Source organism: Polynucleobacter sp. MWH-Creno-3A4 (assembly GCF_018881885.1).
Classification (GTDB): domain Bacteria; phylum Pseudomonadota; class Gammaproteobacteria; order Burkholderiales; family Burkholderiaceae; genus Polynucleobacter.
Genome location: NZ_JACXSA010000001.1, coordinates 582,765 through 599,654, shown reverse-complemented (window position 1 = coordinate 599,654; position 16,890 = coordinate 582,765). Strand labels below are relative to the sequence as shown.

Annotated in this window: 22 protein-coding genes; 18 read left to right on the top strand and 4 right to left on the bottom strand. The window is 45.8% G+C overall.

Going from position 1 to position 16,890, the window contains the following annotated elements:
- The first annotated feature begins 5 nt into the window (after positions 1-5).
- The 6 genes from IEN92_RS02940 to IEN92_RS02915 are packed head-to-tail and all read left to right on the top strand — an operon-like array spanning position 6 to position 3,569.
- Entirely contained in the window at positions 6-314 is a 309-nt protein-coding gene (locus tag IEN92_RS02940) for a ferredoxin (protein ID WP_370623859.1), read from the top strand.
- 20 nt (positions 315-334) lie between these two features.
- Positions 335-1,060, top strand: a complete 726-nt coding sequence (locus IEN92_RS02935; RefSeq protein ID WP_216160452.1) for an alpha/beta hydrolase — start codon at positions 335-337, stop codon at positions 1,058-1,060.
- A gap of 9 nt (positions 1,061-1,069) precedes the next feature.
- Positions 1,070-1,336 carry a DUF493 family protein gene (locus IEN92_RS02930; RefSeq protein WP_216160449.1) on the top strand — a complete coding sequence of 89 codons (267 nt, stop codon included), beginning with the start codon at positions 1,070-1,072 and terminating at the stop codon, positions 1,334-1,336.
- Positions 1,337-1,341: 5 nt separating this feature from the next.
- Positions 1,342-1,998, top strand: coding sequence for a lipoyl(octanoyl) transferase LipB (gene lipB / locus IEN92_RS02925; protein WP_370623858.1), 657 nt, complete (start codon positions 1,342-1,344; stop codon positions 1,996-1,998).
- Positions 1,985-2,995 carry a lipoyl synthase gene (gene lipA / locus IEN92_RS02920; protein WP_215374250.1) on the top strand — a complete coding sequence of 337 codons (1,011 nt, stop codon included), beginning with the start codon at positions 1,985-1,987 and terminating at the stop codon, positions 2,993-2,995. The genes lipB and lipA overlap by 14 nt, the downstream gene beginning before the upstream one ends.
- Positions 2,988-3,569 carry a hypothetical protein gene (locus tag IEN92_RS02915; RefSeq protein ID WP_216160443.1) on the top strand — a complete coding sequence of 194 codons (582 nt, stop codon included), beginning with the start codon at positions 2,988-2,990 and terminating at the stop codon, positions 3,567-3,569. Before lipA ends, IEN92_RS02915 begins: the two co-directional genes overlap by 8 nt.
- A 6-nt stretch (positions 3,570-3,575) precedes the next feature.
- Here IEN92_RS02915 and IEN92_RS02910 read toward each other — a convergent pair whose 3' ends face one another.
- On the bottom strand, positions 3,576-3,833 hold the full coding sequence (locus tag IEN92_RS02910) for an accessory factor UbiK family protein (protein WP_216160440.1): 258 nt from the start codon (positions 3,831-3,833) through the stop codon (positions 3,576-3,578).
- 262 nt (positions 3,834-4,095) lie between these two features.
- Between IEN92_RS02910 and IEN92_RS02905 the strand changes: the two genes are divergently transcribed.
- From IEN92_RS02905 to ptsP, 8 genes are all read left to right on the top strand, one after another.
- The gene (locus tag IEN92_RS02905) at positions 4,096-5,001 is read left to right on the top strand and encodes a TorF family putative porin (RefSeq protein ID WP_216160437.1); all 906 of its coding nucleotides are present in this window, start codon (positions 4,096-4,098) and stop codon (positions 4,999-5,001) included.
- Between the two features lie 24 nt (positions 5,002-5,025).
- The gene (locus tag IEN92_RS02900) at positions 5,026-5,364 is read left to right on the top strand and encodes a P-II family nitrogen regulator (protein WP_011903792.1); all 339 of its coding nucleotides are present in this window, start codon (positions 5,026-5,028) and stop codon (positions 5,362-5,364) included.
- A 13-nt stretch (positions 5,365-5,377) separates the two neighbouring features.
- On the top strand, positions 5,378-6,862 hold the full coding sequence (locus IEN92_RS02895) for an ammonium transporter (RefSeq protein WP_216160434.1): 1,485 nt from the start codon (positions 5,378-5,380) through the stop codon (positions 6,860-6,862).
- Between the two features lie 104 nt (positions 6,863-6,966).
- Positions 6,967-8,265 (top strand): glutamate--cysteine ligase, encoded by a 1,299-nt coding sequence (gshA, locus tag IEN92_RS02890; protein WP_215374242.1) that lies wholly within the window; start codon positions 6,967-6,969, stop codon positions 8,263-8,265.
- 14 nt (positions 8,266-8,279) lie between these two features.
- Entirely contained in the window at positions 8,280-9,221 is a 942-nt protein-coding gene (gene gshB / locus IEN92_RS02885) for a glutathione synthase (RefSeq protein WP_216160430.1), read from the top strand.
- 1 nt (position 9,222) lies between these two features.
- Positions 9,223-9,645 carry a PTS sugar transporter subunit IIA gene (locus IEN92_RS02880; RefSeq protein ID WP_216160427.1) on the top strand — a complete coding sequence of 141 codons (423 nt, stop codon included), beginning with the start codon at positions 9,223-9,225 and terminating at the stop codon, positions 9,643-9,645.
- Between the two features lie 17 nt (positions 9,646-9,662).
- Positions 9,663-9,932 (top strand): HPr family phosphocarrier protein, encoded by a 270-nt coding sequence (locus tag IEN92_RS02875; protein ID WP_215374237.1) that lies wholly within the window; start codon positions 9,663-9,665, stop codon positions 9,930-9,932.
- Positions 9,933-9,934: 2 nt separating this feature from the next.
- Complete coding sequence (gene ptsP, locus IEN92_RS02870; protein WP_215374235.1) at positions 9,935-11,689, top strand: phosphoenolpyruvate--protein phosphotransferase; 1,755 nt, start codon at positions 9,935-9,937, stop codon at positions 11,687-11,689.
- Here ptsP and IEN92_RS02865 read toward each other — a convergent pair.
- Genes IEN92_RS02865 through gpmA form a run of 3 tightly spaced genes read right to left on the bottom strand, consistent with a single transcriptional unit; the run spans position 11,686 to position 14,592 of the window.
- A complete protein-coding gene (locus IEN92_RS02865; RefSeq protein WP_216160423.1) occupies positions 11,686-12,438 on the bottom strand; it encodes a HesA/MoeB/ThiF family protein in 753 nt (250 codons plus the stop codon). The two genes, ptsP and IEN92_RS02865, sit on opposite strands and share 4 nt — an antisense overlap.
- 17 nt (positions 12,439-12,455) lie before the next feature.
- The gene (locus tag IEN92_RS02860) at positions 12,456-13,889 is read right to left on the bottom strand and encodes a S41 family peptidase (protein ID WP_215374232.1); all 1,434 of its coding nucleotides are present in this window, start codon (positions 13,887-13,889) and stop codon (positions 12,456-12,458) included.
- A 13-nt stretch (positions 13,890-13,902) separates the two neighbouring features.
- Entirely contained in the window at positions 13,903-14,592 is a 690-nt protein-coding gene (gene gpmA / locus IEN92_RS02855) for a 2,3-diphosphoglycerate-dependent phosphoglycerate mutase (RefSeq protein WP_216160420.1), read from the bottom strand.
- Positions 14,593-14,614: 22 nt separating this feature from the next.
- On the opposite strand from gpmA, the gene IEN92_RS02850 reads away from it, so the two are divergent.
- From IEN92_RS02850 to IEN92_RS02835, 4 genes are read left to right on the top strand one after another with little or no spacing between them, the layout of a single operon-like run.
- Positions 14,615-15,028: a rhodanese-like domain-containing protein gene (locus IEN92_RS02850; RefSeq protein ID WP_216160417.1), complete on the top strand. Its 414-nt coding sequence runs from the start codon at positions 14,615-14,617 to the stop codon at positions 15,026-15,028.
- An 8-nt stretch (positions 15,029-15,036) separates the two neighbouring features.
- Positions 15,037-15,291, top strand: coding sequence for a glutaredoxin 3 (gene grxC, locus IEN92_RS02845; protein ID WP_216160413.1), 255 nt, complete (start codon positions 15,037-15,039; stop codon positions 15,289-15,291).
- Between the two features lie 27 nt (positions 15,292-15,318).
- Complete coding sequence (gene secB / locus IEN92_RS02840) at positions 15,319-15,834, top strand: protein-export chaperone SecB (RefSeq protein ID WP_216160410.1); 516 nt, start codon at positions 15,319-15,321, stop codon at positions 15,832-15,834.
- Positions 15,835-15,854: 20 nt separating this feature from the next.
- Positions 15,855-16,877, top strand: a complete 1,023-nt coding sequence (locus tag IEN92_RS02835; RefSeq protein ID WP_216160407.1) for an NAD(P)H-dependent glycerol-3-phosphate dehydrogenase — start codon at positions 15,855-15,857, stop codon at positions 16,875-16,877.
- Positions 16,878-16,890: the final 13 nt, after the last annotated feature.

The following is a 16,890-nucleotide window of genomic DNA, read 5'->3' as shown; positions in this document are numbered from 1 at the left end:
TGTCTATGAGTTTTACACACCACCTATTTTTTTGTTTGAACCAACGCAGCAATGGAGACAACTGTTGCGATCTACATAATGCATTTGCGCTATTTGATTATGCAAAAAATCGAGTGAAAGAACTGGGTCTTGCGGGTCCCGGAAAAATTCGGGTGAATAAAGCGGGTTGCTTGGACCGCTGCGCAGAGGGTCCTGTGATGGTAGTTTACCCAGAGGGTATCTGGTATACCTTCATAGATGAGGAAGACATAGAAGAAATCATTCAATCCCATTTAATTTCTGGGCGCCCAGTTGAGCGCCTGCAGTTGGCTTAATTATTGTTGAAAGTATGTTCATGAATAGCCGTACAAAAATCATTCATATTGATGGCCTCGTGGGTTCGATAGAAATGTCTATTGATCTTCCAGATGAATTGAAAAATGATCCAACATTTGTAATTCGTGGTTTAGCTTTAGTTGCACACCCTCATCCATTGATGGGGGGCACCATGGATAACAAGGTTGCGGCAACGATGGCGCGGGCTTTTAATCAGCTAGGCTTTGTTAGCGTGCGTCCGAATTTTCGTGGGGTTGGAGGCACTGCAGGCCTGCATGATGATGGTGTCGGTGAGCTTGAGGATTTGTTGCATGTAACTGATTGGATGAGAACGCCTTCAAGTTGGACATCCTTTGAGGCTACCGCCCAGCAAGCTTGGGTTAGCACTGTGAATGCATTGCCACTGGTGGTATCTGGTTTCTCGTTTGGCAGTTTTGTGGGGAGCCATTTAGTACAGAGACTGATTGACCTTGGTCGCCCAGCTGAGCGACTAGTGATGGTCGGTAGCGCTGCCGGTAAGTGGACTTTAGCTCCTGTACCTGCTGATACTATTTTGATTCATGGTGAGTTGGATGAAACAATTCCACTCATTGATGTACTAGATTGGGCGCGCCCACAAGAGCTCACAGTACAAGTGGTGCCAGGTGCAGACCATTTCTTCCACCGCAGGTTGCACTGCATTCGTAACATCATTACTGGTGCCTGGCTGGGCATGCCAGACCACCGTAAACAATCATTGAGATAAGAGAAAATTATGGCTGAAGAAAAATCCCTCATTGAGTATCCTTCGCTATTTCCGATTAAGGTCATGGGCAAGACGAATCCTGAGTATTTGCCTGCGATTTTGCATATTGCAAAACAATTTGATCCCACATTTGATGAGAGCAAGGTCGAGCAACGCCCGTCTAAGGATGGTAACTACCTGGGTCTGACTTTGCCGATTACTGCGACGAGTCGTGAGCAGCTAGATGAGTTGTATCGAACACTATCGACACACCCACTCGTTAGTATTGTTCTGTAATTTAGTTGATGTCTGTCTTAGTAAAGCATCTTGGCATTGCAGATTACGCATCAACCTATGAGGCGATGCTCGTCTTCACTAGTCAGCGTGATCACTCAACTCCAGATGAGATTTGGATTCTAGAGCATCCACCAGTATTTACATTGGGTCTTGCGGGTGATGCTAGTAATTTACATTCACCAAGCAATCAAATTCCGTTAATACAAGTGGATCGTGGCGGTGAAATTACTTATCACGGGCCCGGGCAAATCGTGATTTATCTTTTGCTTGACCTCAAGCGACTTGGAATTTTTGTAAAAGAGTTGGTCTTCAGAATCGAGCAAGCCTTAATTGATACCTTGAAAGATTGTGGAATTGCTGCGGAAAGGCAAGTTGGCGCTCCAGGGATTTATGTTTCTAAGCAGCCTGGAGTGCCCGCTCAGTGGTTTGGGGCCAAGGTCGCTGCTCTAGGTCTAAAGGTCTCTAAAGGCTGTTCATATCACGGCCTAGCGCTCAATGTGGCGACTGATTTGGAGGCATTTGGCCGCATCCACCCCTGTGGTTATGAGGGCTTAAAGACGGTGGATATGCAAACCCTTGGGATCAAGGACAATATAGACATTATTAGCCAAAGGCTTTTGGAGCATTTACAAAAGCAACTGATGCCACATGACCACCAATAAAACTGATACCAAGACAACGATAGAGTCTCGTCAAGACCTTAACTACGATGCAACTCGTAAGCAAAAGTCTGGAGAAAAAACTGCGCGCATTCCAATCAAGATTATTCCTCTAGAAGATGTCTTAAAAAAACCAGATTGGATTCGGGTAAAAGCGGCTTCTGGAAATTCTCGTTTTAATGAGATCAAAAAGATTCTTCGCGAAAATGAATTGGTTACCGTATGTGAAGAAGCAAGTTGTCCCAATATCGGTGAGTGCTTTGGTAAAGGCACTGCCACATTCATGATCATGGGTGATAAGTGCACCCGTCGCTGCCCATTTTGTGATGTGGGTCATGGCCGACCTGATCCCTTGGATCAGAAAGAGCCCGGTAACCTTGCCCGTACTATTGCGGCCCTGAAATTAAATTACGTTGTAATCACTAGCGTGGATCGCGATGATTTACGTGATGGTGGCGCAATGCATTATGTGGAATGTATTTCTGAATCGCGCACCCTATCACCAAGTACTCGTATTGAGGTTTTAGTTCCAGATTTTCGTGGTCGTCTTGATAAAGCCTTAGATATTTTTGCAGAGCATGCGCCTAACGGTTTACCTGATGTGATGAATCACAATCTCGAAACTGTTCCACGCCTATACAAAGAAGCGAGGCCAGGTGCGGATTACTTGCACTCTTTAAAGCTCTTAAAAGATTTCAAAGAGCGCTTTCCCAATATTCCTACCAAGAGTGGCTTGATGGTCGGCCTTGGTGAAACAGATGAAGAGATATTAGAAGTGATGCGAGATATGCGTGAGCACAATATCGACATGCTAACAATCGGCCAGTATCTTGCGCCTTCTGGCCACCACCTCCCAGTGCGTCGCTATGTACACCCAGATGTATTTAAGATGTTTGAAGAGAAAGCCTATGCCATGGGCTTCTCCCATGCTGCTGTGGGTGCTATGGTGCGGTCTAGCTACCATGCGGATCAACAAGCTCACGGAGCAGGAGTTGTTTAGAGTCCTTAAGGTTGGCGTATTACTGTCAGCATTTATTTTGTTGGTAGCCTGTAGTCCGAAGCTAGATTGGCGCACTGTTCAATCACCTCAAGAGCGATATAGCGCTTTGTTTCCTGGCAAGCCAGATAAATTAGAGCGCCATATTCCGTACCAAGATCAAGAGCTCAATCAAACCCTTGAGGCAGCAAAGGTGGATGATGATATTTATTCGATTGGTACGATCCAGGTTCCCGTGAATCAAGCTGCCGTGACCGAAAAGATTGTTGTGAAACTAAAAAGTAATTTGCTCGATAGAGCTAAGGCATCTGGTGGCACAGTAATAGAAGAGTCGACAACCTACCAAACAAACAATCGTCAACGTTTGGCAACGACGGATTATTTCATCACTTTTAATTTGAATGAAAGAGCGCAGCAACAAATGCGAGTGCGCTGGATCACGCGGCAGTCGAGTAATGGAGATGCAATGATTTATCAAGTATCTGTTTTGCATTCAAATGCAAATGGAGACTCTCCGAAGATTCTCTTATCTCAAGAAGAATACGCAAACTTTTTTAATGAGTTCTACCCAGAGTAAAAAAACTTAAACAGTTTTTTCTAGGGCGGCAACTTTAGCTTCGAGCGCTTCTAGCTTTTCTCTGGTCTTTGAAAGCACTTTGGTTTGCAAGTCAAACTCTTCGCGAGTGACCAGATCCATTTTCTGAAAACCTTGGTTCATCATTGCGCGAACATTTTTTTCTATTTCTTGTGCTGGTGAATTGCGAATAGCTTCACTCACCTTGTTTTGCATATCACTTGCAATACGTTGCATTTGCTCGAGGATTTCGCCAGGTTTTTGCATGAGGGGCCTTTGCAGTTCTTAAAAAAGTTGCATAAAAGATACACATTGATATTTTATGTTGGGTCCCAAAAAAGGGGTAAAACAGCTAAAAATGCCCAAAAAGACCTTAAATTCACAGTCATGGTGCAATATTAAGCACCAATAAAGTGCATATGCCTTAATTAGGGGATTTGTGACAAATCCATGAACCCCCAAACCATCAATATCACTCCATGCATTTGGCATTCAACCCTTTTTTATTACAACCAGTAAGGAGCATTACATGAAAACTTTACACAAGAAAGCAATGTCTGCAGCAGCAGTAGCATTGTTGAGCGGCTTGGCTTGCTCATCTGTGTTTGCTGAAGAGGCAGCTGCAGAAGCACCAGAAGTTAGCCCAATTACCGCAAACGTGACTATCGTTAATGATTACCGCTATCGTGGTATCAGCCAATCAAACTTTAAGCCAGCGATTCAAGGCGGTTTTGACTATGCTCACGAGAGTGGTTTCTATATTGGAAACTGGAATAGCTCAATTAGCTGGATCAGTGATTCATATGGCCAGGCTGGTAGCTACGGTGGCAAGGCTTCTTCAGGCACAGCTGTATCAGCGCCGATTGAAATGGACTTCTATGCTGGTTTCAAAAAGGAATTGATTGGCGAGGGTTTTGCTTCAGATATTGGATTCCTTCAGTACTACTACCCAACTTCAGGCTTGCCTAATGGCTCAACCAATCCAAATACTAGTGAGATTTATGTGGCGCAAAACTTTACTTTTGGCCCTGTAACTGGTTTTGCAAAAGTGTCTTATGCAGTTTCAACATTGTTTGGTACTGCTAATTCATCTGGATCATATTATCCAGACTTGACGGTAAATTACGATACTGGTGTTTGGGGCTTAGCCTTGAATGGCCACGTAGGTTACCAGTACGTTGCTGGAAACCTGAATAATGGTTCGACATCATATGCTGGAAACACTATTAACAACGGAACGAGTAATAGCACTTTGTACAGCTATACCGATTGGAAATTAGGCGTGACTAAAGATTTCGGTGGCGGCTTATCTGCAGCGATTGCTTATGTGGGAACTAATGCAGCAACCTATATGGGTGGTTATGCTTATTCAAGCCCACAGGGCAAGAACTTGGGTAAGTCCACTGGCTTGATTTCTTTAACAAAGACTTTCTAATTTCCACTCTGAACGGAGAAATATATGAAATTAATTACCGCAATCATCAAGCCCTTCAAGCTTGACGAAGTGCGCGAAGCTCTCTCAGAAGTGGGAGTTTCGGGCATTACCGTCACTGAAGTTAAAGGCTTCGGTCGTCAAAAGGGTCACACCGAGTTGTATCGTGGTGCTGAGTATGTTGTCGACTTTTTGCCTAAGGTAAAAATTGAAGCTGCTGTTGAAGATGGCATTTTGGAGCGTGCGATTGAAGCAATTGAAAAATCTGCACGTACAGGCAAGATTGGTGATGGCAAGATTTTTGTTTCACCAGTTGAGCACGTCATTCGTATTCGTACCGGTGAAACCGGCGCGTCAGCACTTTAAAGAGAGGTTCAAAATGTTAACTTGGATGAAACGACTCGTTGCTGGTGGTGCTGTGGCTTTAGCCATTGGCGCTGCTGGTGTAGTAGTTACTTCGCCAGCGCATGCTGATGAAGTAAAAAAACCTGCAGTTACTGCTCCGGCAGCAACTCCTGCAGCTGCAGAACCTGCGCCAGTACTTTGCTCTGAAAAGTGCAATAAGGCTGATACCGCTTGGATGATGGTATCTACAGCATTAGTGCTGTTGATGACGCTTCCTGGTTTGGCGTTGTTCTACGGTGGTTTGACACGTAGTAAAAACATTCTGTCGATCTGCATGCAATGTTTTATGGTCTTTTCTTTGATTACCGTGCTTTGGTCAATTTACGGCTACAGCATTGCATTCACGGAAGGTGGCGCATTCATTGGTGGATTCGATCGACTGTTCTTGACTGGTATGAATCCAGACTCAGTAGCAGCAACCTTTAGTAAGGGTGTTGTGATTCCTGAGTATGTATTTATGGCATTCCAAGCTGTGTTTGCAACTATCACTTGCTGCTTGATCATTGGCTCCTTTGCTGAGCGTGCTAAGTTCTCTGCAATCTTGGTGTTCATGGTTATTTGGTTCACATTCAGCTACTTGCCAATCGCTCACATGGTTTGGTTCTGGCCTGGTCCTGATGACATCAAAGATGCTGCATCACTCGAAGCAATTACTGCTCGTGCTGGTTGGTTATGGCAAAAAGGTATTCTTGACTTCGCTGGTGGTACCGTTGTTCATATCAATGCCGCGATTGCTGGCTTGGTAGGTTCTTTCGTGATCGGCAAGCGTGTTGGTTACGGCAAAGAAGCAATGAAGCCACATAACCTCGTTTATGTCATGACTGGTGCTGCACTCTTGTGGTTTGGCTGGTTTGGTTTCAATGCTGGTTCTGCACTCGAAGCAAACGGCAGCGCAGCATTGGCTTTCGTGAACACATATTTAGCTACTGCTGCTGCTGTATTGGGTTGGTCTGTTGCTGAATGGGTTCTCAAAGGTAAGCCATCCATGTTGGGCGCAGCTTCTGGTTGCGTAGCAGGCTTGGTTGCTATCACTCCTGCTGCTGGTTTTGTTGGCCCAATGGGCGCAATCGCAATCGGCGCATTTGCTGGTGTAGTTTGCCTCTGGGGTGTAACTGGCCTCAAGAAGATCTTGGGCTCAGATGACAGCTTGGACGTATTTGGTGTGCACGGCGTAGGTGGTATCTCAGGCGCTTTGTTAACCGGCATCTTCGCTGATCCAGCATTGGGCGGCACAGGTATCTGGGATTACGTAGCGAATGCTACAGCCCCTGACTACTCCATGGCTAGCCAATTGTGGATCCAAGCTCAAGGTGTGATTACGACTTTGATCTGGTCTGGCGTAGTTTCTTATATCGCATTTAAATTGATTGATATCGTGATCGGTTTACGTGTGAAAGAAGAAGAAGAGCGCGAAGGCTTGGATATCAGCTCACACGGTGAGGCTGCATACGAGTCTTAATCAGTAAATTACCCCTCACTGGGCGGCCTTGGTTGGCTGCTCGGTTTTTAAGCGCGGAATCCTTGGATTCCGCGTCTTTCTTTTAATAATCTTACAATGGTGGAATGGTTCCACATCTCATCACAGCCTTAAGCGGCCCCTTACTCGAACTAGAGTCTAGGGTTCTAGAAGCAACCCCAACCATCGAGCGTTGGTTCAGGTTGGAATGGCAAGAACATACCCCGCCTTTCTATTGCTCAGTTGATTTACGAAATTCTGGTTTTAAGCTAGCGCCGGTAGATACCAATCTCTTTCCTGGCGGCTTTAATAATCTTTCTCCGCAGATGTTGCCTTTGGCCGTTCAGGCTGCAATGGCTGCCATTGAGAAGATTTGCCCAGAAGCCAAAAATTTATTATTGATTCCAGAGCGTCATACCCGCAATACTTTTTATTTGCAAAATATTGCACGCTTGTCTTCCATCTTGCGTCAAGCTGGTTTGAATGTGCGCCTGGGTACTTTTTCGGAAGAAATCAAGAAACCCACTTGGATTGAGTTACCTGATGGCAATCGCCTATTAATGGAACCCCTCTCTCGTTTGGGCTTAAAGAAACAACGCTTGGGTTTAAAAGATTTTGATCCATGCTCAATCCTTTTAAATAATGATCTATCTGCAGGCATTCCACCCATTTTGGAAAATCTGCATGAACAATACCTTTTGCCCGGCCTCCATGCTGGCTGGCATGTCCGTCGCAAGTCGAATCATTTTGCTGCATATGAAGAGGTTGCCAAGAAGTTTGCCAAAGTAGTTGATATTGATCCTTGGATGATCAATCCCTACTTCACGAGTTGTTCGGATGTGAACTTTCATGAGCGCAAGGGTGAAGAAGAACTTCAAGCTGCCGTAGAGCAAGTCTTGAAAAAGACTGCTAAGAAATATCGTGAATACGGCATCAAAGAAAAACCTTATGTTGTTGTCAAAGCGGATGCCGGTACCTACGGCATGGGTGTCATGGTGGTGAATGATCCTTCACAACTCAAGGATCTAAACCGCAAAGACCGCAATAAGATGAGCGTAGTCAAAGAAGGTCTAGCAGTAAGCGACGTGCTCATTCAGGAGGGCGTGTATACCTTTGAGAAGGTCAATGAGGCAGTCGCAGAGCCAGTCGTTTATATGATCGATCGCTATGTGATTGGCGGTTTCTACCGTGTACATACCGACCGTGGCCCTGACGAAAATCTCAATGCCCCAGGGATGCATTTTGTGCCCTTAGCATTTGAACAAAATTCCATGCCAGATATGAGTGCTAAGCCTGGAAGTGCCGCCCCAAATCGCTTCTATTTATACGGGGTAGTGGCTCGACTGGCATTGCTTGCGGCATCTTTAGAGCTTGAGCGTACTGATCCTGATGCTGAAGCGGCTTAATTGAGCTGATAAACATGGACTTTCTATTTATTGCCGATCCTCTCGAATCTTTTAAGATTAAAAAAGATTCCACCTTGGCAATCATGCGTGCTGCACAAGAAGCGGGCCACCGCTTATGGTTTTGTCAGAGTCGCAACATTTTGTGGAGAGACGAATCTGTTGTTGCTGATTGTCAAACCCTGGTAGTTAAACCTAGTGCTTCTTCTTGGTTTGAGCTGGGCCATTTAGAGTCACGCACGCTCAAATCATTTTCTGCGGTATTGATGCGCACAGACCCACCCTTTGATATTGAATATCTCAATACCACTTGGTTGCTTTCTGCGGCGGTTCGACAGGGTGCAAAAGTATTTAACAATCCTGCCGCAGTTCGTGATCATTCTGAAAAGTTATCCATCACAGAATTTCCAGAGCTCATTCCACCCACTTTAGTAACTCGCGAACTGAGCGCAGTAGAGGGATTCCATCAGACACATCAAGATATTGTCATTAAGCCCTTAGATGGCATGGGTGGTATGGGTGTTTTTCGAGTAGGTTCTGATGGCCTGAATCTGGCTAGTATTGTGGAGACCCTTGGTGAAAATGGCGCTAGGACTTTGATGGTGCAACGCTTTTTGCCAGAGATAGCCGAGGGCGATAAACGGGTGCTATTAATTGGTGGAGAGGTTGTGCCCTTTGCATTAGCACGCATTCCTCAAGGTAAAGATATCCGTGGCAATTTAGCTGCTGGCGGTAAGGGCGTTGCAATGCCATTAAGTGATGCTGAAAACGCTATCGCCAAAAGACTTGCACCCATCCTGAATCAGCGCGGTTTGTTCTTGGTTGGGCTAGACTTAATCGGGGGCTATCTCACTGAAATTAATGTCACTAGCCCTACATGCTTTGTAGAAATCACAGACCAAAGTGATTTCAATGTTGCTCAGTTTTTTATATCAACACTTGAAAAGGCTTTGTCTTAACATGGCTGGAATCGTCATTGTTGCCCACACACCGATTGCTAGTGCAATGCTGAACTTTGCAGAGCATACTTTTGGCATTGTTCCTGAGCGCGTTAGGGCTGTGGATGTCCCTCCGCATGAAGATACTAAAGCGAGCTTTGATCGGGTGATGAAGGCTGCCTATGGTGTGAATACAGGTAATGGCGTACTCATTTTGACAGATGTCATGGGTGCAACTCCTGCGAATGTGGCGTCTAAGCTTGAAGCGCTTGGACCATTATCAGGATTGAATGCTCCGGTGATTGTGCTTGCGGGCTTGAATTTACCTATGCTGATGCGCTGCATCTCTCACCGTGGAGAGGATTTAGAGGAATTGGCACAAAAAGCCTTAGCGGGTGGCCAAAATGGAATTTTGCGTCTCGGCGCTAAGGTTGGCCAAGAATAATAGGGAGTGAATTTGCCATGCCAGTTGCTGAAATCGAAATCATCAATAAATTAGGTTTGCATGCTCGTGCTTCTGCCAAGCTGTCTCAGTTGGCAGCACAATTTCCATGTGAAATACTGCTGTCACGCAATGGGCGTCAAATCAACGCTAAGAGCATTATGGGCGTCATGATGTTAGCTGCAGGGATTGGTAGCACCGTAACCTTAGAGACTGTCGGTGAGCAAGCAGATGAAGCGATGCAGGCTCTGACAGAATTAATCAATAACCGCTTTGGTGAAGGCGAGTAGCAATGACATTTGCATTGCACGGTATCCCAGTATCAAAAGGCATTGCCATCGGCAAGGCAGTACTGATTTCACGTGCAGCTTTGGAGGTAAGTCATTATTTAGTTGAGCCAGGCAAAGAAGAACTTGAGGTTCAAAAGCTCTTAGATGCTTTTGATCAGGTTCGACAAGAGTTAAACCAACTGCGAAAAGGTTTACCAAAAGATGCTCCGCAGGAGATGGGTGCCTTCCTTGATGTGCATGGCATGATTTTGGAGGATCCCGCATTAGCGCAAAAGCCAATGCAATTGATCCGCACCCAGCGCATGAATGCTGCATGGGCCCTCACCACCGAATTAAATGATCTTTTAGAGCAGTTTTCTGAAATCGAAGATCCCTATTTAAAAGAGCGTGCGCACGATATTCGACAAGTGGCTGAGCGGGTGATTAAAGCCATCAATGCCCAGAATAAAGATTCATTGGATAGTGCGGATTTAATGTCGCCCAGCGAATTAGGGGTTGATTCGATCATCGTAGCTCACGATATTGCCCCGCATGACATGCTGCGTTTTAAAGACTCTGCTTTCACTGGATTTGTTACTGATCTTGGCGGCAAGACATCGCATACTGCGATTGTGGCGCGTAGCATGGAAATTCCTGCTGTGGTGGGTGTTCGCCATGCAAGTGAAATGATTCGGCATGGCGATTGGCTGGTGCTCGATGGTGAGCAAGGTGTAGTAGTGGTAGCTCCTGATGCTAACTTGCTTGAAGAGTATCGAAAACTACAAAGCCAGGCTATCAAAGAAGCTCGCAAACTGCAGGAGCTCAAGCACACCAAAACAGAAACTCTGGATCATGTTGAGATTGAGTTGTTCGCCAATATTGAATTGCCTGAGGATGCGGTACAGGCCGTCAAGCTGGGCGCAGTAGGCGTGGGCTTGTTTCGATCAGAGTTTTTATTCATGGATCGTAAGCAAGCACTCCCTGATGAGGAGCAGCAATTTCTAGAGTACCGCCGGGTAGTGGATTTAATGCATGGACTACCTGTCAACATTAGAACAATTGATGTTGGGGCTGATAAAGCCTTGGGTGCTGGAGGAATGGATGTATCGCAAACTGGCACATCACCACTGGGCTTGCGGGCTATCCGCTGGTCTTTGACAGAGCCCGAAATATTCTTAACCCAGCTGCGGGCAATTTTGCGTGCTTCTGCTTTTGGCCAAGCGCGGATTATGATCCCCATGTTGGCGCACGCCAAAGAGATTGATGAAACTTTCCGCTTGATTGAGAAAGCAAAGCAGCAACTGTTTCAACGTGGCCAACCCTACAACCCAAATATTCAAGTGGGCGCTATGATTGAAATTCCGGCAGCTGCTCTAGTGCTGCCACTTTTTATCAATCGATTTGATTTCCTGTCGATTGGTACGAATGATCTCATTCAGTACACCTTGGCAATTGATCGCGCTGATCATGCAGTAGCCCATCTATATGATCCGTTGCACCCAGCCATTTTGCAGTTGTTGGCAAGCATTATTGATCAGGCAAAACGCGCTAATGTGCCGATTGCAGTGTGTGGTGAGATGGCCGGTGATCCTGCTTTAACGAAGTTATTACTTGCTTTAGGCTTGACCGATTTTTCAATGCATTTCAGTCAACTGCTGTTAGTTAAGCGTGAGATTTTGAAGGCTGATGTAGGAATGTTAAAAGGCCTTATTCCCAGAGTCCTGAAGGCTTATGAGCCAGAGGCCCAAGCCAAGGCTTTGGAACGTCTACTGGCCTAGTGGGGCTTGCCGCAAACCGAGCACTCGGGGTTGCGGCTCATTTTGAATTCATCTATTTGCGTAGTCCGCGCATTCCACAGAAGCATACGGCCCACCAAACTCTCTCCGAAGCCTACCAGCACCTGTATTGCTTGAGCAGCCTGCATCGCACCAATAATGCCCACTAAGGGAGAAAAGATTCCCATTGAAGAGCAGCTCACTTCTTCAAAATGCTCATCTGGTGAGAAGATGCAAGCGTAACAGGGTGAAGCAGTATTCCGTGGATCAAATACCGTAATCTGACCATCGAAGCGGAGTGCTGATCCAGAAACTAATGGCACTTCATGTTTGACGCAACTTGCATTGATCAAATGACGGGTAGAAAAATTATCGGTGCAGTCTAAAACAATATCTACGATCGGCAATAATTCATCTAACAGAGAAGATGTTGCTTTGGCTTCAATAGTTTCAATCCGAATGCCAGAATTGAGACCCAGTAAAAATTGCTTTCCAGAGGCAACTTTGCTTTGATTCACACGTGCCTCTGCATGCATGATTTGCCGCTGGAGGTTGGTAATCTCCACTTGATCGTGATCTATCAGGGTAATGTGCCCAAGGCCGGCGGCAGATAAATAGGGGGCCGCAGCACTACCAAGTCCTCCGGCCCCTATTACCAAGGCGTGAGAATTTAAGAGTTTCTCTTGACCGGAAACATCGATCTCTTCAAGCAGTAAATGCCTTGAATAGCGAAGTAACTGCTCATCATTCATGGGTAGATTAGTGAAAACTACTCGAGCTTGGATGAAGAGCGCTTCACCGGTTGGCCATTCAGAAATGCCACTGCTTGAGTCAGCATGAAATCATCTGCACTACCAAGCTCAGGCGGCTTTTTGTTCTTATCTTTTTCTTTCTCTTCAGGAGTTTTCTTTGCATTCTTTTCTTCAATGCGCTGTAACTCCTCGAGACGACGCTGCTCACGATCTTTAATGAGTTTATCTTCGGCAGACTGCTTATTACGAAGATGTTTTTCACTATCAATTTCACGGGTGATCAGGACATCATCAGGATCACCATCTTTATTTTGATCAACTGGAATATCTGGTTTGACGCCAAACGCCTGGATCGATTTACCGCTTGGGGTGTAGTAGTAAGCCGTAGTGATTTTCAAAGCAGAGTCATTCGTTAAGGGCCGTACGGTTTGCACGGATCCCTTACCAAATGTTGTCTTACCAATAATGGTGGCACGCTTATAGTCTTGCAATGCACCCGCAACAATTTCAGAAGCAGAGGCGGAATAGGCGTTGACCAGAACGACCATGGGTAATTTTTTGAACATTTCTGGCACGCCTGCCAAAGGATCTCCGGATTCGCTCAGACGATACATGGCAGGGGTTGCGTTAAATACTTGCTGAGAGTCTGGAGCTTGACCTTTAGTAGACACAACAACAACATTGGCTGGTAGAAATGCAGCAGCAACACCAACCGCACCTTGTAGAAGGCCGCCACCATTGTTTCGTAAATCAAGAATGATGCCTTTAAGTTTTGGATCTTGATTGGCTAGTTCCGTTAATTTTTTGGCAAGATCAGGAACGGTGCGCTCTTGAAAGCTAGTCACTCGAACCCAAGCAATATCGTTATCTAAGATCTTTGCTTTAACAGACTGAACTTTGATTTCTGCTCGAGTAATAGTTACCGGAAAGCTACGCTCTTCGCTCTTTCGATAGATCGTTAAGGTGATTTTGGTGCCGGGTGTGCCGCGCATAGTGCGTACGGCTTTATCAAGTGACATTCCGCGCACTGGTTTGTCATCTAGGCGAGTAATTAAATCTCCAGCCTGAAGTCCTGCCCGTGCTGCTGGACTATCTTCAATTGGGTTAAGCACTTTAACAACGCCATCTTCAGAAGTGATTTCAATGCCCAGCCCTGCAAATTTTCCAGAAGTAGCTTCCTGCATTTCAGCAAAATCTTTTTTGTCCAAAAAGGTGGAATGCGGATCGAGGCTGCTAACCATGCCCTTGACGGCATCGGTCAGTAGTTGCTTGTCTTCAATAGGTTCAACGTACTCACGCTTGATTTGTGCAAAGACATTGGAAAGGGTCCGGAGCTCATCGAGTGGAAGCTGCGTATTTTGTTGAGCAGTAGCCGACAGTTGGATGGTAGCGGTTACACCAGCAATAAGGCCCACAGCGATGAGGGCAAAGCTCTTGAGAAATTTACGCATGTTTCTTTTTAATCTAGTCTAGGTAAAAGTGCTGAATGGGTTTAAGGTTGTCATCGAGCTCATATACGAGCGGGACGCCATTAGGTACATTAATTTCCATAATGGCCTCATCAGACATTTGATCTAAATATTTAATGAGCGAGCGAATACTGTTGCCATGCGCCACTAACAAAACACGTTTACCAGCTTTTAGGGCTGGCGCAATAGATTCATTCCATAAAGGCAATACTCGATCAACGTTGTCCTTGAGACACTCACCTAAAGGAACGTCTTCTGTACTGAGCTTGGAGTAGCGCTGATCATTTTTAGGATTGCGCTCATCTTCTGCTTCTAGTAATGGTGGACGCACATCATAAGAGCGACGCCAAATATGAACTTGTTCGTCTCCATATTTAGTGGCAGTCTCTGCTTTATTCAAACCCGTTAGCGCTCCGTAGTGACGCTCATTTAATCGCCAACTATGAATCACCGGTAACCACATGAGATCCATGCTGTCTTGAACATGCCAGAGGGTACGAATGGCACGTTTTAAAACTGAGGTATAGGCCACATCAAATTCATAGCCTGCTTTTTTGAGGTTTTCCCCTGCTTTCAGGGCCTGTTCCGCACCCTTGGGGGTTAAGTCAACATCCGCCCAGCCAGTGAAGCGGTTTTCGAGGTTCCAGGCGGATTCGCCATGACGAATAAGGACGAGTTGTTTCATAGAGCCATTCTATAATCCAGTGATGAACTTTCTCACTCAAATTGATAATTTAGCGCTTATTGCCCTTTTAGTTGTTTCGGGCGCCGCGCTTTTCCTACCTACATTATCTACGCTTATTAGCGGAAAAGGCTTATCGCCTACGGAAGCGACTATTTGGATTAATCGTCGTAAGGCTTATGTTTTCGATTTGCGCCCAGAGGCTGCATTTAAAGAGGGTCGACTGCCAGGCGCTAAATTAGTTAACTCAGCGGAGATCACGTCTGCTATTGAAAAGCTGAAATTGGATCGTAAGTACCCAGTTGTTTTGGTTTGCGATACGGGCGCTCACTCTCGCAAGGCACTCACAGATGTGCAAAAGCTCGGTTTTTCTGAAGTTGGGGTTCTTGATGGCGGCGTTAAAGCCTGGAAAGAAGCTTCCCTCCCATTGGTTAAATAAGGGAATTTATGCCTCAAGTAACGATGTACAGCACCCAAGTTTGTCCATATTGCGTAATGGCTGAAAAACTATTACTCAAAAAAGGCGTCGAAAATTTAGAAAAGATTTTGATTGATCGTGATCCAGCACAGCGCGAAATGATGATGACTCGCACTGGTCGTCGTACGGTTCCACAAATTTATATTGGTGAGACTCATGTTGGCGGATACGATGATCTAGTGGCTTTGGATCGTGCGGGTAAGCTCGACCCTTTATTAGTTTAATGTATTCAATCGTCAAGAAAGACAGCAATGACTGAACAAACTTCCGCACCCCAAGCAGACAGCTCTAAAGAGCCTGGATTTCGTATTCAGCGTATTTATCTTAAGGACCTGTCTCTTGAGCAGCCTAATGCGCCGCAAATTTTATTGGTTGCCTCTGAGCCGCAAGTAGAGGTGGAAGTTGATGTTGCGGTCAATCCATTGAGTGATGAACTTTTTGAAGTTTCGATTATTGCTACTGTGACATCTAAGTTAGATTCAAAAGTATTGTTTTTGGTTGAAGCCAATCAAGCTGGTATTTTTGAATTTAACAATATCCCACCACAACAGTTAGATCCGATGCTAGGTATCGCTTGCCCAACCATTTTGTACCCCTACCTTCGTTCTAATATTGCCGACATTATTAGCCGCGCAGGCTTCCAGCCAATTCATTTGAATGAGATTAATTTCCACGGCATGTATGAGCATCGTTTGATGCAAGCTCAACAAGCAGCTAGCAAAGAGAACGACGCTGCTGATGAGAGCAAGATTATTCTCCCTCACTAGGCTGTAATCCCACACAGATCATGAAAGTCACCCTGATTGGCGCTGGCGCCTGGGGAACAGCGATGGCGGCCCAAGCGGCTCGCCATCTTCAAGATGGCCAAGTTTGCTTATGGTCGCGTAGCAAAGCGCAGCTCGCAGAAATCGAGAGAAGCGGTGAGAACCGCCCATATCTTCCTAGCATTGAGCTGCCTAAAAACCTTCAGTTTGAGAGTGACTTTTCTCAGGCTATTAAGAGACTCTCTGCAGATGATCTATTGGTCATCGCCACACCCATGTCTGGACTTTCAGAAACGATTGCTAAAGTATTGGCGATTGCTGAGCATCCGCTCAATATTATTTGGTTATGCAAAGGATTGGAGCCGACAACAGCTCTATTGCCGCACCAAGTTGTTGCGCGTGAAGACAAGCTACACAGTTGTGGCATCAAACATTTTTATGGTGCATTATCAGGCCCAAGTTTTGCTGCAGAGGTAGGGGCTGGCATGCCATGTGCATTGACCATCGCGAGTAATTCAAGTGACTTGTGTGCGGTAGTACAGTCAGCGTTTCATCATAGCAATATGCGCGTTTATGCAAGTGATGATTTGATTGGTGTTGAGTTAGGCGGTGCTATCAAAAATGTTTTAGCAATTGCTGCCGGAATTGGTGATGGCTTGGACCTAGGCTTAAATGCACGCGCTGCAGTGCTGACGCGAGGCCTTGCTGAGATGATGCGTCTAGTGAAAGCGGCAGGTGGCAGACCTGAGACTTGCATGGGGCTGACAGGCGTAGGCGATTTAATTTTGACTGCTACTGGGAACCTCTCCCGCAATCGTCGCGTCGGCTTGGAGCTTGCTGCAGGTAGGCCCTTAGCAGAAATACTCTCTGGATTAGGTCATGTTGCCGAGGGAGTGCTGTGTGCCGCCGCAGTGACCGATTTAGCAAAACGCTTAGATGTTGAGATGCCCATTACTGCAATGATGGGCGAAGTCTTATCTGGAAGATTAAACACCCAAGAGGCCTTAAAAAAGCTCATGGGCCGTGATCCAAAAATAGAAGCTTAGGGTCTTCGAGTTT

Bases quoted from the DNA above. Each gene is read 5' to 3' on its own strand.
- IEN92_RS02940 (WP_370623859.1), top strand. From the start codon at position 6: ATGAGTTTTACACACCACCTATTTTTTTGTTTGAACCAACGCAGCAAT.
- IEN92_RS02935 (WP_216160452.1), top strand. From the start codon at position 335: ATGAATAGCCGTACAAAAATCATTCATATTGATGGCCTCGTGGGTTCG.
- IEN92_RS02930 (WP_216160449.1), top strand. From the start codon at position 1,070: ATGGCTGAAGAAAAATCCCTCATTGAGTATCCTTCGCTATTTCCGATT.
- lipA (WP_215374250.1), top strand. From the start codon at position 1,985: ATGACCACCAATAAAACTGATACCAAGACAACGATAGAGTCTCGTCAA.
- IEN92_RS02910 (WP_216160440.1), bottom strand. From the start codon at position 3,833: ATGCAAAAACCTGGCGAAATCCTCGAGCAAATGCAACGTATTGCAAGT.
- IEN92_RS02905 (WP_216160437.1), top strand. From the start codon at position 4,096: ATGAAAACTTTACACAAGAAAGCAATGTCTGCAGCAGCAGTAGCATTG.
- IEN92_RS02900 (WP_011903792.1), top strand. From the start codon at position 5,026: ATGAAATTAATTACCGCAATCATCAAGCCCTTCAAGCTTGACGAAGTG.
- IEN92_RS02895 (WP_216160434.1), top strand. From the start codon at position 5,378: ATGTTAACTTGGATGAAACGACTCGTTGCTGGTGGTGCTGTGGCTTTA.
- gshA (WP_215374242.1), top strand. From the start codon at position 6,967: ATGGTTCCACATCTCATCACAGCCTTAAGCGGCCCCTTACTCGAACTA.
- gshB (WP_216160430.1), top strand. From the start codon at position 8,280: ATGGACTTTCTATTTATTGCCGATCCTCTCGAATCTTTTAAGATTAAA.
- IEN92_RS02880 (WP_216160427.1), top strand. From the start codon at position 9,223: ATGGCTGGAATCGTCATTGTTGCCCACACACCGATTGCTAGTGCAATG.
- IEN92_RS02875 (WP_215374237.1), top strand. From the start codon at position 9,663: ATGCCAGTTGCTGAAATCGAAATCATCAATAAATTAGGTTTGCATGCT.
- ptsP (WP_215374235.1), top strand. From the start codon at position 9,935: ATGACATTTGCATTGCACGGTATCCCAGTATCAAAAGGCATTGCCATC.
- IEN92_RS02865 (WP_216160423.1), bottom strand. From the start codon at position 12,438: ATGAATGATGAGCAGTTACTTCGCTATTCAAGGCATTTACTGCTTGAA.
- IEN92_RS02860 (WP_215374232.1), bottom strand. From the start codon at position 13,889: ATGCGTAAATTTCTCAAGAGCTTTGCCCTCATCGCTGTGGGCCTTATT.
- gpmA (WP_216160420.1), bottom strand. From the start codon at position 14,592: ATGAAACAACTCGTCCTTATTCGTCATGGCGAATCCGCCTGGAACCTC.
- IEN92_RS02850 (WP_216160417.1), top strand. From the start codon at position 14,615: ATGAACTTTCTCACTCAAATTGATAATTTAGCGCTTATTGCCCTTTTA.
- grxC (WP_216160413.1), top strand. From the start codon at position 15,037: ATGCCTCAAGTAACGATGTACAGCACCCAAGTTTGTCCATATTGCGTA.
- secB (WP_216160410.1), top strand. From the start codon at position 15,319: ATGACTGAACAAACTTCCGCACCCCAAGCAGACAGCTCTAAAGAGCCT.
- IEN92_RS02835 (WP_216160407.1), top strand. From the start codon at position 15,855: ATGAAAGTCACCCTGATTGGCGCTGGCGCCTGGGGAACAGCGATGGCG.